The organism is Paenibacillus sp. FSL P4-0176 (genome assembly GCF_037975265.1).
Classification (GTDB): Bacteria; Bacillota; Bacilli; order Paenibacillales; family Paenibacillaceae; genus Paenibacillus; species Paenibacillus amylolyticus.
On record NZ_CP150242.1, the window covers coordinates 2,484,060 to 2,499,926 of the forward strand.

The window sequence follows — 15,867 nt, forward strand, 5'->3', positions numbered from 1 at the left end:
AGTGAATCACTTGATTGATATATTACTGGTAGATGATGAGACTTACGTAACAGAAAGTCTGGAACTTACGATCCCCTGGGGAGAGCTTGGAGTAACGACCGTGCTGCGTGCCGCATCCGGTAAGGAAGCGTTGGAGATTATGGAGGAAAATGCAGTAGATATCGTGGTTACCGATATTCGCATGCCTGGCATGTCAGGACTGGATCTCATTGCAGAGGTAAGCAAGCGCTGGTCTCATATCCGCTGTATTTTACTAACGGGTCACAGTGATTTTGATTATGCTAAAAAAGCCATTCAATTGCAGGCAGCAGATTATATCCTGAAACCCGTAAACGATGATGAGTTTATGGGATCGGTGTCGGCAGCCATCACGTCTCTTCGCGATGAGTGGGATGAATTCGATAAATATCACCGGCTGTTATACAGTCGGAAGTCTGACTATAAAATTTTGCGGGAAAATCTCATGCATGATCTGCTGCTGGGGCGTGAGATCACGGCGCGGGCACTTCGGGAACAACTGCAACAATATGAGATTCATATCGATCCAGAACAATCGGCTGTGATGATGCTGATTCGTCTTACAGGACGCTTCTCATCGATGGACCAGCAGTCTCTGGATCTGATGGATTTTGCGGTAGGTAATATTGCAGAGGAAGTACTTGGAGAGCAATTTAACGTGTGGTTTGGTCGCGGACCCCATGAGTGTCTGGTTATGTTCTTGCAGAATCAAGATCAGATCGGAGCTCCGCAGATGGACTTGGAGACGTTGAGAATCTCAGCTGAAACTTTCCGTGAGCATGTCATTCGATATTTACAGGGAGATCTGTCCATGGTAGTTACACCGTCATTTCCCTTTAACGAGTTGACAGCAGCTTATCGAAAAAGTCTGGGTTCGCTTGTCCTTTCAGGACCGGAAGAACACAAGATTATATACATGGACATGGATCAGGCACTCAGCAAAAGACCGGAGAATGATGCAACGCAGGCGCTCGAAGAGCTATATAAACCACCTGTACTTCCGCAATTGCTTGAGACCAAGCAATGGGAAGCGGCAGCGCGTAAGCTGAACACGGTCTTTGACGCGGCAGAACAGGTACGATTGTCCAGAGAACATGTGTATGAGATGTATCTGTCGGTAACTAATGCATTTATGTATATTGCCCATAAACAGGGGCATCTGGTGCATGAGATTGATCATGCGGGATTCGATCTGCTCCTTGCTCATCAGTTGATTCAATCCCCCGAGAAGCTGCGGCGTTGGGCCACCGAGATGCTGGCGAAGCTTCAGGAAGAGTTGTCCGATCAGGAAGGTGTGCAGAGCCGCAGACATGTGATCAAGCAGGTTCAGGAGTTGGTGACAAGAGATACAGGACAGGATCTGTCGGTGAAGATGATTGCGGACAAGGTATATTTACACCCCGTATATCTATCGAAAATTTACAAGGCAGAGACTGGGGAAGGTCTTGGGGACTACATGATTCGTATGCGCATGGAACGTGCTCTATATCTGCTTAAGAATAGCAACAAAAAAATATACGAGATTACGAGTGAACTTGGCTATCAAAATCCGCAATATTTCAGCAAAATGTTCAAAAAACATTATGGTATGACACCAAATGAATTTCGAGATCAGGCATAATTTCAACAACATTCCAGAATATAGGTTGGCAAAGGTGCAGAAATCTTGATTTCGTATCATAGGCTCAAAGGCCTGGTCAGCCTATAATGAAAGGGTAACCAAAACGATTTAAGGGGGAACAACATGAGAGCGCAATCAACAAAAAAGAGATTCTTGACGCTTCTCGCTACAACGCTGAGTCTAACTGTCGTTCTTGCAGGATGTTCAGGAGGCAGTGGGGGCGGAGATAGTGCAACACCAAGTACATCTGGAACCCAAAACGAATACAAAGAGAAATATGATCCGGCAGTTACTATTACTACAGCATGGGGAATCGATCCAGAGCTGAAATTTAAAAATGGCGAATCCATGGAAAATAACGTGGCAACCAAGTGGGCCAAAGATCAATTCGGGATTGAAATCAAATCGTTGTGGTCAGTAACAGACACAAATGGAGCATTTGCAACCAAGCTTCGTCTTGCGATGTCATCAGGACAGGAAATGCCTGATATTGTAAACGTAGGTGATAATCTGCTTGCTCAGGATCTGATTGATTCTGGAATGTATCAAGAAGTAGGTCCACTGTTCGATAAATATGCTTCGGACACATGGAAAAAAGCAATTGAACAAGATCCAAACGTATGGAACCAGTATAGTCGTGATGGAAAAAGAATGGGTATCCCTGTTCTGGACTATGCCTACAACAATGATTACTTGCTCTGGATTCGTCAGGATTGGCTGGATAAGCTGAACATGAAGGCGCCAAAAACCATCGACGAACTAGAAGCTGTTATGGAAGCATTCAAAAACAATAACCCTGACGGCTTGGCTCCTGATAAAGTCACTCCGCTCAGCATTGGTTTCAAAACTTCCATGAATACATGGATGGGAGACCCATCTTGGATCTTCGGAGCATATGGAACATTGCCGTTCCAATGGAATCTGGGGGAAGACGGCAAGCTGGAGTATGGCTCCATCAATCCGGGTATGAAGCAAGGTCTGACCAAATTGAGCGAATGGCTCAAAAAAGGATATATCCCGCAGGAAGCAGCTCTATGGGATGAGAACAAAACAGCAGAGCCAGCAGTTGCAGGAACTGCGGGTATTATTCCAGGACCTTACTGGATGAGTGGATGGCCACTTCTCGATACAGTGAAAAATGTACCGAGTGCCGTGTGGAAACCGATTGAAATTCCTACCGGTCCTGAAGGCAAAGCGATGCGTCACGGGACACAGTTCGTTAATGGTGTTACGTTGATCAAAAAAGATATGGCGCATCCAGAAGCATTCTTTACGTACCAGAACTACCTGTTCGACAATTATGCAGACCCGGCACCAGGTAGCCCTTATGATAACGGTCTGTTTGCAGGCTATGACTATCAACTGGATGCAAATGGAAAACAAATGCCGATTGACGAGATCGAAGGCGGATACGTGAACGTTGTACGTTATTTGCTTGTTCGTGACGGTGCTCGTATTCCAGATGCACAGATGAAAGCTCTGATGAATTTGGCCAATGGCAAAGAGCCGGAAACCAAGCTTGAAAAAGATGTTGCTGTCAACTACGGTAAAGAGACTCCAGCAGCAGCGAAAGTGTTGCTGAGCCAAGAAGAAATTTCCTTCAAGAACATGTTCACAGGTCCGACAACAAAGACGATGAAATCCAAGCTTGACTATTTGAACAAAATCGAGAATCAAGCATTTAACGAAATTATCTATGGCAAAAATCCGGTTGATGCGTTTGATACCTTTGTACAAACGTGGAAATCCGGTGGCGGTGACCAAATTACGCAAGAGGTTAACGAATGGTATGACAGTGTGAAAAAATAGTTACAAGCAGCGCTCAGACGACTAACGTCTGGGCGCTTTTTTTGTTTATTCAAGTTAAGGCAAAGTGGTTGAATTTGTGCCATTTATATTGCTTTTATGTGCTGTTTGGACCCCGTAAAAGGTTGATATAATCGCATTATAAGCCACTCAGGGAGTACTTGAGTAGGAAGAAATACAGGGGGAGCAATCATGAGAACTTTGAAACGCACTTGGCCATTCCACGTTATGCTGTTGCCAGCCATTATCTTTCTGATTATCTTCAGTTATGTGCCTATGGGCGGAATCATTATGGCGTTCCAGAACTACAAGCCATGGCTTGGGATTAGCGGTTCTGAATGGGTTGGGCTGGACAACTTTAGATATTTGTTTGAACGTGAAGACAGCTTACAGGTCATCTGGAACACATTAATTATTGCTGTACTTAAACTGATTTTCAATTTATTTGTTCCATTTGTTTTTGCCATTCTTTTGAATGAGGTTCGCAAGATGGCTGTACAGCGAACGATTCAAACACTCGTATATTTACCTCACTTCTTGTCCTGGGTCATTCTGGGCGGGATTTTGATAGATCTGTTGTCAACAGGCGGCTTGGTTAACCGGGTTCTGGGAACCTTTGGACTTGGGCCATATTTCTTCCTGGGAGACAACAGTTGGTTCCGAACTACGGTCATTCTGACAGATGTGTGGAAAGAATTTGGCTATAACATGATTGTCTTTCTGGCTGCCCTTGCCGGAATTAATCCAGCGTTGTACGAAGCAGCGGAAATTGACGGAGCAGGACGCTGGAAACAGACACTGCACATTACAATCCCTTCGCTTGTGCCGATGTTGATGGTTGTAGGAACACTGGCGCTTGGTAACGTACTGAATGCCGGATTTGACCAGATATTCAACTTGTATAACCCGCTCGTATATCAAACGGGTGACATCATTGATACATTCGTATATCGTTCCGCAATGCAGAATGGTGAGATGGGCTTTGCAACCGCGATCGGATTGTTCAAATCGGTTATTAGTATGATCTTGATCCTTGTATCGTACAGCTTAGCCAAAAAATACGCTGGATATCGCATATTCTAAACGAATGAACAGAGAAAGAAGGGACCACGATGTATCATAAATCATTGCCTTATCGCGTGTTTAATATAGTCAATACCTGCTTTCTGATTTTGGTCGCCATTATGTGTATCGTACCAATGATTCATGTACTGGCAGTATCCTTTAGTACAAAGGCTGCTGCCGATGCCAATCTGGTCAATCTCTGGCCCGTAGGTTTTTCACTTGAGGCTTACAAAAAGACGATGAACAATCCAATTTTCTTGAACTCGCTCTGGATTTCACTTCTACGTACAGTGATCGGTACAGCTATTACCTTGCTGATTACGTTCCTGGCGGCGTATCCGTTGTCCAAAGAGAATAGTGAATTCAAAGGCAGAACGATCTACTCCTGGATTTTTGTATTCAGTATGATTTTCAACGGGGGACTGGTGCCGTTCTACATGGTTATCCAGAAGATCGGGTTGATGGATTCCTTCTGGGTACTGGTACTCCCAGGAGCAGTTAACACATTCCTTGTCATTCTGATGCTGAACTTCTTCCGCGGTATTCCAAAAGAGCTGGAGGAAGCGGCGCTCATGGATGGAGCTAACCATTTCAGAACATTGTTCAGGATCTTCCTTCCCATTTCGATGCCGTCCATTGCAACAATTGCATTGTTCAGTATGGTGTTCCACTGGAATTCCTGGTTTGATGGATTGCTCTACATGAATAACGCTAAGGATTACCCACTTGCTACATTTATGCAAACGGTCATTATTGGACGTGATATGAGTAGCATGAGCATGAATCCAAAAGAAATGGAAGCTCTCTCTCAAACTACGGTAAGGGCAGCTCAGATTTTCATCGGAAGTGCACCAATCTTGATTGTGTATCCTTTCCTGCAACGTTTCTTTGTTAAAGGTATGACGTTGGGCTCAGTTAAAGGCTGAGCCTGTACCCCAAATTAATGGAGGTTGATACAGTGAGCAACTTGACGGAAAAGACATTCATTCTGGGAATGGATGTGTCCTTTATGGATGAAATCGAACAGCATGGCGGGAGTTATAGTGATGTGGATGGCAAGGAACAAGACTTGCTGTCCATCCTGAAGATTAATGACGCTAACGCGATACGACTTCGAATCTGGAATGATCCTGTTGGTGGATTCTGCAATCTGGAGCGGACGGTGGAGGTAGCCAAACGGATCAAGGAACAGGGATTGAAATTTTTGCTTGATTTCCATTATTCTGATCGCTGGGCTGATCCAGCCAATCAATGGAAGCCGAAAGCATGGGAGAATCTGTCCTATGAAGAGCTTCAACGTGCGGTATGCATGTATACGGCTGACGTTCTGAGAACGTTGAAGGAACACGATGCGCTTCCAGACATGGTGCAGGTGGGCAACGAGATTACACCAGGCATGTTATGGAATGAGGGACGTGTCGGTGGAGAAGAGCATGATACGGATGAACAGTGGGAGCGTTTTGCAGGCCTTGTGAAGTATGGAATTGCTGCGGTCAAATCCGTTGACGCGGATATTCAGATTATGATACATATTGATCGTGGTGGAGATAACGCCGAGAGCCGCAAGTTTTACGATCGCTTTGAAGCACTGGGTGTGGAGTTTGATATCATTGGTCTCTCGTATTACCCTTGGTGGCATGGAACACTCGATGCGTTACGTGACAATCTTCATGATCTGGCTGAGCGTTATGGCAAACCTATCAATGTAGTTGAAACCGCTTATCCCTGGACGCTGGAGCAGCCGGAAGGCATTGAATGGATTTTGAATCAGGAAGATATGTTGTTACCAGGATACCCTGCAAGTGTAGAGGGACAGACCAAATATCTGAAGGATCTATTGCAGATTATTCGCGAAGTTCCTGGTGGTTTGGGGCACGGATTCTATTATTGGGAACCTGCCTGGATACCAAGTAAAGAAGAATGGTCCGTCGGACATCCGAATAACTGGGGCAACCTCACCATGTTTGATTTTAAAGGTCGCAAGTTGGAATCGTTTACAGCACTTGCTACTGTTGAAGAATCAGATGTCGTGACATACGTGTAATCTAGCGTAATACGTATCGTCTGTGAAGTCGTTGTTATCGTTATCGTATATAAACTAAAAAAACAGTAATTAAAGCAAGGGAGTTGTCCTTATGACATACAAATTTCCACCTGTAAGTTCCAAAGCCCCGCACATGTTGCATGGCGCAGACTATAACCCGGAGCAATGGCTCCGCTATCCTGAAGTTCTGGAAGAAGATATTCGCTTGATGAAGCTTGCCAAGTGTAACGTGATGTCCATTGGTATCTTCTCGTGGGTATCCCTTGAGCCGGAAGAGGGCGTATACACGTTTGAATGGCTGGATCAGGTGTTGGATCGTTTTGCAGCAAACGGTATCTATGCATTCCTCGCTACACCAAGTGGTGCCAGACCTGCTTGGATGTCCGCGAAGTACCCGGAAGTGCTCCGTGTATCCGAGAAGCGTGTCCGCAATCTGCATGGTTTCCGTCACAACCACTGTTATACTTCCCCGGTATACCGTGAGAAGGTTACTGCGATCAACACAAAACTGGCAGAACGTTATTCGGATCATCCGGCTGTAATTGGCTGGCATATCTCGAACGAGTTCGGCGGAGACTGTCATTGTGATTATTGTCAGGAAGCATTCCGTGGTTGGGTTCAGAAGAAGTATAAAACACTCGATGAACTGAATCATTCGTGGTGGACCACATTCTGGAGCCATACGGTTACAGACTGGAGTCAAGTGGAATCTCCGGCGCCACACGGTGAGACACAGGTACACGCAATGAATCTGGACTGGCGCCGTTTCGTTACGGATCAGACAGCTGATTTTATCGTGCATGAAACGAAACCATTAAAAGCTCAGAATCCTGATCTGCCAGTCACAACCAACCTGATGGAATTCTATGGCGGTCTGAACTATTGGAAGTTCGCTGATATTCTGGATTTCCTCTCTTGGGACAGTTATCCGACTTGGCATGATGCAAATGACGATGCGAAACAGGCATCACGTATCGCGATGATGCATGATATCGTTCGTTCCATCAAAGGCGGTCAGCCGTTCTTGCTGATGGAGAGTACTCCAAGTTCGACGAATTGGCAAGATGTCAGCAAACTGAAGAAACCTGGCATGCATCTGCTCTCTTCTCTCCAGGCTGTGGCACACGGCTCCGATAGTGTTCAGTACTTCCAGTGGAGAAAAAGCCGTGGGTCCAGTGAGAAACTTCATGGTGCGGTGGTAGACCACGTAGGAACGGAACACACTCGAGTGTTCCAAGATGTCACCGACGTAGGAACGGCTCTTGAAGGCATGGAAGCTATTGTAGGAACAGCGGTTCCGGCAGAAGTTGCAATCATATTTGATTGGGAAAACCGCTGGGCCGTTAATGATTCCCAGGGTCCGCGTAATATCGGTGTGAAGTATGAGCAGACGGTGGAAGAGCATTACGAAGCGTTTTGGAAAAAGGGAGTCGCTGTAGACGTAATTGATATGGATGCAGATCTGTCCAAGTATAAGTTGCTGATTGCTCCAATGCTCTATCTGGTACGTGAAGGTGTCGGGGAACGTATTGAGAAGTTTGTAGAACAAGGTGGTACGTTTGTAGCAACTTACTGGTCTGGTATTGTTAACGAAAACGATCTGTGTTTCCTGGGTGGATTCCCAGGCCCGCTGCGTAAGACACTTGGCATCTGGTCCGAGGAAATTGACGGACTGCATGATCGTGATCTGAACGGAATTATCCCTGAGAAGGGCAATGAGCTTCAGCTCAATACAGCGTATGATGCAATTGAACTGTGTGATCTGATTCATCTCGAAGGCGCGAAGTCCCTGGCTACGTACCGTTCTGACTTTTATGCCGGACGTCCGGCATTGACGGTTAACCAGTTGGGTTCAGGAAAAGCATATTACGTAGCGACACGTCTGAAAGCACCATTCTATGATGATTTCTATGCGAAGCTTATCGCTGACCTGAACATTGAGCGTGGACTTGAAACCGAGCTGCCTGCCGGAACAACGGCACATACGCGTACAGATGGTACAGCAGATTATGTGTTTGTACAGAACTACACGCCAGATGAGAAGCTGGTTAAACTAGATGGACAGTCCTATACCGATCTGCTCAGTGGTGATGCTGTGGAAGCAAGTCTCAGCTTGAAGCCATATGACATTTGTGTTCTGCGCAGACCGACTGCTCGAAAATAATATAGGTTCATCCTTACTTTATAAACGGAGTTAGGATAGACAAAGAGTGCCCTGAACGCCTGCATTGGTGTTCAGGGCATCTTTTTTAATTTTATGCATTTGGCTGTTGAACCACTTTTTCTGGACAAGATAAAGGATAAACGTGTCCGCGTAGCGAAGACAAACACGTAACATGTAACTCAAGACTTTCAGTCTGGGAGGAATGGAAATGAATCAAAGAAATCTGGATGGTAACAGCATTATTATTCGACTGGAAATGACAACTAAGGATATCAAGTTTGGCGAAGTGGCTTCGGTCATCTCGGAAGCTGGGGGAGACATCATTGCCATCGACGTGATTTCCACCAATCAGGATGTAAGCGTGCGCGACTTGACGGTCGCAGTTACAGATGCACAAGATAACAGTAAAATTATAGAAGGGGTGCGCCAGCTCAAAGGTGTATCCATTATTAATGTATCGGATCGGACGTTCCTGCTTCATCTGGGCGGTAAGATCGAAGTAACACCAAAGACCCCGATTCAAAACCGGGAAGATCTGTCACGTGTGTACACTCCGGATGTGGCTCGTGTGTGTTCAGCCATTTCAGAAGAACCCGGCAAAGCCTTCTCATTGACAATTAAACGGAATACAGTAGCCGTCGTATCTGATGGCAGTGCGGTACTTGGACTGGGCAACATTGGTCCCCGTGCAGCGATGCCTGTCATGGAAGGTAAAGCGATGTTATTCAAACAGTTTGCTGGTGTGGATGCTTTCCCAATCTGCCTGGATACACAGGATACCGAGGAAATCATACGTACTGTGAAAGCGATATCACCTGGTTTTGGCGGCATTAATCTGGAGGATATCTCGTCACCGCGTTGTTTCGAAATTGAACGTCGTCTGAATGAGGAATTGGACATTCCTGTATTTCATGATGACCAGCATGGCACAGCGGTTGTGTTATATGCTGGTCTGATCAATGCGCTCAAACTGGTGGGCAAGTCCATTGAAGATGTGAAGATTGTGGTCTGTGGCATCGGTGCAGCAGGTGTAGCGTGCAGCAATATATTATTGTCCGCGGGAGCCAGCCGGCTTATAGGTGTCGATCGTGAGGGTGCAATTGTACGGACACAAACCTATGAGAATGAAGTCTGGAGTGATTATGCAGCTCGTACTAATCCCGAACTGGAGACTGGATCGCTGCGTGATGTCATTCGTGGAGCCGATGTGTTCATTGGCCTGTCCCGCGGGAATCTGTTAACTCGCGAAGATGTGCAGACCATGGCAGAAGATCCAATCGTGTTTGCAATGGCAAACCCGGTACCTGAGATTATGCCTGCCTTGGTGGAAGACATTGTGGCTGTAATGGCAACAGGACGATCCGATTATCCGAATCAGATCAACAACGTGTTATGTTTCCCGGGTATGTTCAGGGCAGTTTTGGATTGCCGAGCCACCGAAATTAATGAAGAAATGAAGCTGGCAGCCGCGCAAGCGATTGCTTCGGCCATTACCGACGAAGAGCGTACACGTTATTACATTATTCCGAGTGTGTTCAATGATAAAGTAGTCAAATCGATGCGCAGTCGCGTAATTGAAGCAGCTGTTAAGACGGGTGTAGCTCGACGTATTCCTCGTGAACAGGCCCGTGAAGGCGGGGAATCGTAAGATGTCAGAGAACCCTCTTCAACCTGGTGGGAATCTGCAAGAATTAGGGCACATGCATAATATAGATGGAATAACGGCAGGAGAGGCTGTTCTGCGCGCCGCCCGATCCTTTGTTCAAGGGGACTCATCCAAGCATAGTGATGGTCATGACTGGCCGCACATTGAACGGGTAACCGCACTTGCGGTTGAACTCGCTCACCGTATGGGTGCAGATCCATTTGTCTGCGAACTGGCTGCATTATTACATGATGTACCGGATGAGAAGCTGAATGAGAGCTTGGAAGCCGGGATGGCCAAACTGAATGACTGGCTGGATACCCAGCCTCTTGACCCGGATATACGTAATAAGGTTGTGGGTATTATTAGTACCATCTCATATGCGGGAGGCCAGCGTCCTGCGGTCAGTTCGCTTGAAGCACAGGTTGTTCAGGATGCGGATCGACTGGATGCATTGGGTGCGATTGGGATCGCGCGAACCTTTGCCTTTTCAGGTGCCAGAGGGCGCGAGATGTACGATCCTTCCCTTCCCCCACGGGAGCAGATGACCCGTGAGGAATATCGCAATGGGCGCAGCACAACGATAAATCACTTTTACGAGAAGTTGTTCAAGCTCAAGGATCTGATGAATACCTCCTATGGCAAGGAGCTGGCGGAGCAGCGTCATGATTATATGGTGCAGTTTGTGGACCAGTTCAAAAGGGAATGGGAGGGCACGGAGCGTTAGGCAGGCATAATAAGCATGAGCATTCCACAGAGGTATCATAAGTAACAGAGGCGAATCTTTGAAGTGGTGAAAATCCATTTTGAAGATTTGCTTCTTTTTGGGTTAATAATGTGTATTAACATACATAAAGGAATCAATTTCACAATACCTCTGACTTATGACATGGCAACGGAAGACCTTACATGGTACAATAAATCGTTCTCCTGAATGAATTCAGGCAAAAAAAGAAATATGGGGTAATAATGAACATGATTATCAAATGTAAAATTTCAGGTTCGGTAAAGAGGAGGGGTCATCACCATGTCGTTTGGTGCGCGTGTACTTAAGACGGGGATCGCGGTCACGCTTGCCTTGTACCTAAGCAGCCTGTTCTTGAACCCGCAATCTCCCGTGCCTGCCGCAATCGCGGCTATATTCGCCATGCAGCCTTCCATCTATCGTTCCTGGAAATACTTCCTGGATCAATTGCAAACGACCACGCTGGGAGCTATTGTCGCCCTGGTGGGGGGCATGGTGTTGTCCAATGAGCCAATCGCCGTTGGATTAATTATTGTACTTGTCATCATGATCTGTCTTAAATTGAATATGGGTGAGACGGTTGGCCTTACACTGGTCACGGTTGTATCCATTATGGAAGCCTCGGGTGACTGGCATTTTGCACTCAATCGTTTTCTGTTGACACTGGTTGGTATTGTATCGGCGTTTCTCATCAACATTACGGTATTTCCTCCGAAACCGAAGGTTCAGTTCGTGAAGCAGATCCATAGTGTATTCAGCGGTATGTCATTGCTTCTACGAACTTCGATCTCGGATGAGATTAAGGAAGTTGTATTCCGGGAGGAGAAAAGCAACCTGGGCGGTTCCATTAAGTCTTTGTCCGACAAGTATAACTTGTTCGAAGAGGAACAGAAAAAGATGAAACGTTCGAAATTCAGCGAAACTCGTCAGATGGTGGTCTACAAACAAATGCTGCTGAGTCTGCAAAAAGGGTATGAGGTGCTGGATTCGGTGGAACGCCACTATTTCCAGGCACCGCGGACAACGGCCATGGATCAGTTTTTTGACTCACATCTTGAACTGGTTATCAAATTCCATGAGCATGCACTGCTCAAGTTCGAGGATAAGCTGAAACCTAATGGGGAAGAGGCCGCACAGTTTGTATTGGATAATGACCGTTTCATGGAGCAGGCGATCACCCAGTTTGATATCGACAAGGAAGGGATGTTACGATTGTCTATCGTGGCTGCTGCCATTTATGATTATGGATATCAGTTGGAACGTTTGAATCGACTTGCCGAACATGTGCATAGCGCCAGTGAAGACAAAGAATCACAGGACAAAATTTTGAATTGGCTTAAGTGGCCTTAAGTACGAGTTCAAAAAGGCTGGTTTTCAGTACCGAGAAGATGGAATGAAGATAGAAATGGAGTAGCGGAGCGTAGGAAAAACTACGTGAGCAACGGACATTTCGGCTGAATTTCATATTCGATGCTGATGATGCCGTTAGGCATCCTTCGTAATCAAAAGTAGACTTTTTGAACAACCTTTCTAAGTGCGAATTGCGCACCTGCTTGGCGATCATATACAATGTAGTTACAACATAGCCCGGACCATCGTGTCCGGGTTGTTTTGTCATACATAGGGCTGAAGGGCATGAATGAATATTAACGAACTGAGGGATAGAGACATGATTATAGAGGAATTGGACGCTGAACTAATGGAATGGTTGAGTGGGACAAATCTGGAGCATAAACAGCATGAAGCCATGCAACTGCTGACCGTATCTGAGGATCAATGGCCGCATCAGGCGATGATTAGTATGGGGGAAGTGATTGCGATAAATCCGCATCAGCTTAGACTGGCTCTATGGCCAGGTACACAGACCAGTATGAACATGAGCAAAACAGGCAAGGCTACCTTGATTGCGGTTCAAGGACATCGATTGCTGCATATTCGTACAGAAGTAGAACGGCTGCCTGAGATGAAGGGGGCTGTCCATCCGAGAGATCGTTTTGAAGCACAAGTGCTCCATGTACGTGTGGATCACGCGCCATATGCGGAGATCACTTCAGGAATTACCTTTCAACTAAAAGATGAACTTGGAGCAATTACACGCTGGAAAGAGACGATTGAAGAATTACGAAAGTAGGCAAGAGTAGCTAAGTCAGTTGAGGACCCGGTGATTGGGTAATAATGAAGAAGAAAACAACAAAAAACGCCTCCGCTTGCATCGGGACGTTGTCACTGGTACAATAAAAAATGGTTTTCAGAAAATTAGAACTAATTAACATATAATTAAAATGTTTACTTTCTAATAATTATACCATTGCCTTTTCGGGCTTGTCAAATGGGATTTTGAGGACACAATCCGGGGAAAGAGGGGCTATTAACATATGAGTACAGATCAGCAATGGATTAAGGAACAACAACGGGTCAACACCGTGACCGATCAGATCGAACGCAAGATCACAACGCTGGAAGATGAAGTTGGTTCCTTCCGTGACGAAGTGGTTGGCATGAGAAAAGATTTCTGGGACGAAGTCACGATGAACTTTAGCGAAGCGGATGATGTTGGGGAGACTTCAACTAGCATGCGGCAGCAGTCACAGGTACTGTCCGATCGGGAGCGCAGCCATCTCAATACAGCAGCTGCGTTGGATAAAATGAAACGACTGCATCATTCACCGTATTTTGGGCGCATTGATTTTAAGGAAGACGGATATCCAAATGCAGAACGCATTTATCTCGGCATTGCATCGTTGCTGGATGAGAAGGAAGAATCTTTTCTGGTCTACGACTGGCGTGCGCCAATCTCTAACCTGTATTATGACGGAGCACCGGGTCCAATCACGTATCATACACCCAGTGGGGAGATCAGCGGTGATATAGAGATGAAGCGACAGTTTGTCATTCGGGACGGTCGTATCCGGTTTATGTTTGACACAGGGGTTACGATTGGTGATGAGTTGTTGCAGGCCGTGCTCAGTCGAACTTCGGATGCACAGATGAAGAGTATTGTAGCGACCATTCAGAAGGAGCAAAACCGGATTATCCGTAATGACCGAACACGTATGCTCATTGTGCAAGGCGCAGCCGGCAGTGGCAAAACATCCGCGGCGCTCCAGCGTGTGGCATATCTTCTCTATAAATACCGCGAGCATCTGCAAGCGGATCAGATGGTTCTTTTTTCACCAAATCCAATGTTCAACAGTTATGTCTCCACGGTACTGCCTGAGCTTGGGGAGGAAAACATGTTGCAAACGACCTTCCAGGAGTATCTGGAGCGCCGTTTGGGTCGTGAATATCAACTGGAAGATCCGTTTATTCAGCTTGAATATGTACTTACGGGGACGGAAGATCCCGATTACGATGTTCGCATGTCCAGCATTCGCTTCAAGTCGTCCGAAACGTTCCTCAAGGTGATTACACGTTATAAGGAAAGTATGTTGTCAGGTGGCATGAAATTCAAGCCGGTTCGCTTCCAGGGCCGAGCGATTGTCACGTCAGAGGCTATGGCTGAGAAATTCTACAGTTTCGAGTCATCCGTTAAACTGGTGAGTCGACTGGAGATGTTACGGGACTGGATGCTGAAAGAACTGTCTGCCTTTGGTAAAGGTGAACTGGATGCGCCTTGGGTTGATCAGCAGCTTGATCTGATGGAGCCGGAGGATCTGCAACGTGCTTATCAACGGTTGAAGCGCAAGCAAAAAGGAAAGGCCCATACGTTTAATGACTTCGAGCAGGAAAGAGGGATACTGGCACGTATGGTGGTCAGTGACCGACTCAAACCGTTGCGGAAATGGATCAAGTCCTTACGATTCGTTGATATAAGACAATTATATGCACATCTATTCAACGATCAGGCTCAGATGGAGCGATTGCTGGGTGACGAAGCGCTGCCTGCTCAATGGGATGAAATCTGTAAGATGACGTTACGCAGATTGAAGCTTCAGGAGTTGGCATATGAAGATATTACGCCATACTTGTACTTGCGTGAGCTTATGCTTGGATTCCATATTAACTCGAATATTCGTCATGTCATCATTGATGAAGCCCAGGATTATTCTGCGTTTCAGTTGGCATTTATGAAGAGATTGTTCCCACGGGCGAAAATAACAGCACTTGGTGACTTTAATCAGGCAATCTATGCCCACTCTTCAGTACTTAGTGGAACAGGACCTTTGACTAACCTGTACGGACCAGAAAACACGGAAGTCATTGAGCTGACCAGAAGTTATCGATCTACCCGGGAGATCGTGGAGTTTACACGTGGTATGGTGCCTGGTGGGGAAGAGATTATTCCATTTAACCGCAGCGGTGAGAAACCTAAAGTGATCGTTTCTTCTGATTCAGAGCGTCATATGAATGTCATCACGACAGACTTGAAGCATTTGATTAAGGAAGGGTACGAATCGGTTGCAGTTATCTGCAAAACCGCCGAAGAGAGCAGAGACGTACATGCTGCATTGAGTAAGGCGCTACCCACAGCACCGAAGTTAATCAAAAAAACGACGCTGGCTTTTGAGCAGGGTGTTCATGTCATCCCAGCGTATCTGGCCAAAGGTGTGGAATTCGATGCTGTCCTGATCTATGACGGCTCTGCGGAGCAGTATGCTCAAGAGCATGAACGCAAGTTGTTCTATACGGCTTGCACACGAGCCATGCATCTGCTACACGTTTACTGCGTGGGCACACCGAGTCCGTTCATTACCGCCCAGTCGGAAGAACAGTATGATCTTGGCAAGGTGTCTACTGCGCAAGTGGACTGACATAACAC

General features: G+C 46.3%; 11 protein-coding genes. All 11 read left to right on the plus strand.

The window, feature by feature from the left end; translation table 11 throughout:
- The first annotated feature begins 10 nt into the window (after positions 1–10).
- Positions 11–1,639 carry a response regulator gene (locus MKY95_RS11540; protein WP_036670221.1) on the plus strand — a complete coding sequence of 543 codons (1,629 nt, stop codon included), beginning with the start codon at positions 11–13 and terminating at the stop codon, positions 1,637–1,639.
- Between the two features lie 123 nt (positions 1,640–1,762).
- A complete protein-coding gene (locus tag MKY95_RS11545; protein ID WP_076249867.1) occupies positions 1,763–3,448 on the plus strand; it encodes an extracellular solute-binding protein in 1,686 nt (561 codons plus the stop codon).
- Between the two features lie 189 nt (positions 3,449–3,637).
- Entirely contained in the window at positions 3,638–4,528 is an 891-nt protein-coding gene (locus tag MKY95_RS11550; RefSeq protein ID WP_339198803.1) for an ABC transporter permease subunit, read from the plus strand.
- A gap of 29 nt (positions 4,529–4,557) precedes the next feature.
- The gene (locus tag MKY95_RS11555) at positions 4,558–5,436 is read left to right on the plus strand and encodes a carbohydrate ABC transporter permease (protein ID WP_036670224.1); all 879 of its coding nucleotides are present in this window, start codon (positions 4,558–4,560) and stop codon (positions 5,434–5,436) included.
- A 32-nt stretch (positions 5,437–5,468) separates the two neighbouring features.
- A complete protein-coding gene (locus tag MKY95_RS11560) occupies positions 5,469–6,554 on the plus strand; it encodes an arabinogalactan endo-1,4-beta-galactosidase (RefSeq protein WP_082219046.1) in 1,086 nt (361 codons plus the stop codon).
- A gap of 91 nt (positions 6,555–6,645) precedes the next feature.
- Positions 6,646–8,718 (plus strand): beta-galactosidase, encoded by a 2,073-nt coding sequence (locus MKY95_RS11565; protein ID WP_339198807.1) that lies wholly within the window; start codon positions 6,646–6,648, stop codon positions 8,716–8,718.
- A 208-nt stretch (positions 8,719–8,926) separates the two neighbouring features.
- Complete coding sequence (locus MKY95_RS11570) at positions 8,927–10,366, plus strand: NAD-dependent malic enzyme (protein WP_036670229.1); 1,440 nt, start codon at positions 8,927–8,929, stop codon at positions 10,364–10,366.
- Between the two features lies 1 nt (position 10,367).
- A complete protein-coding gene (locus MKY95_RS11575) occupies positions 10,368–11,090 on the plus strand; it encodes an HD domain-containing protein (protein WP_339198809.1) in 723 nt (240 codons plus the stop codon).
- Positions 11,091–11,390: 300 nt separating this feature from the next.
- A complete protein-coding gene (locus MKY95_RS11580) occupies positions 11,391–12,458 on the plus strand; it encodes an aromatic acid exporter family protein (protein ID WP_017689291.1) in 1,068 nt (355 codons plus the stop codon).
- Positions 12,459–12,777: 319 nt separating this feature from the next.
- Positions 12,778–13,239, plus strand: coding sequence for a hypothetical protein (locus tag MKY95_RS11585; protein ID WP_076249985.1), 462 nt, complete (start codon positions 12,778–12,780; stop codon positions 13,237–13,239).
- A 244-nt stretch (positions 13,240–13,483) separates the two neighbouring features.
- Positions 13,484–15,859, plus strand: a complete 2,376-nt coding sequence (gene helD / locus MKY95_RS11590) for an RNA polymerase recycling motor HelD (RefSeq protein ID WP_339198812.1) — start codon at positions 13,484–13,486, stop codon at positions 15,857–15,859.
- Positions 15,860–15,867 lie beyond the last annotated feature (8 nt).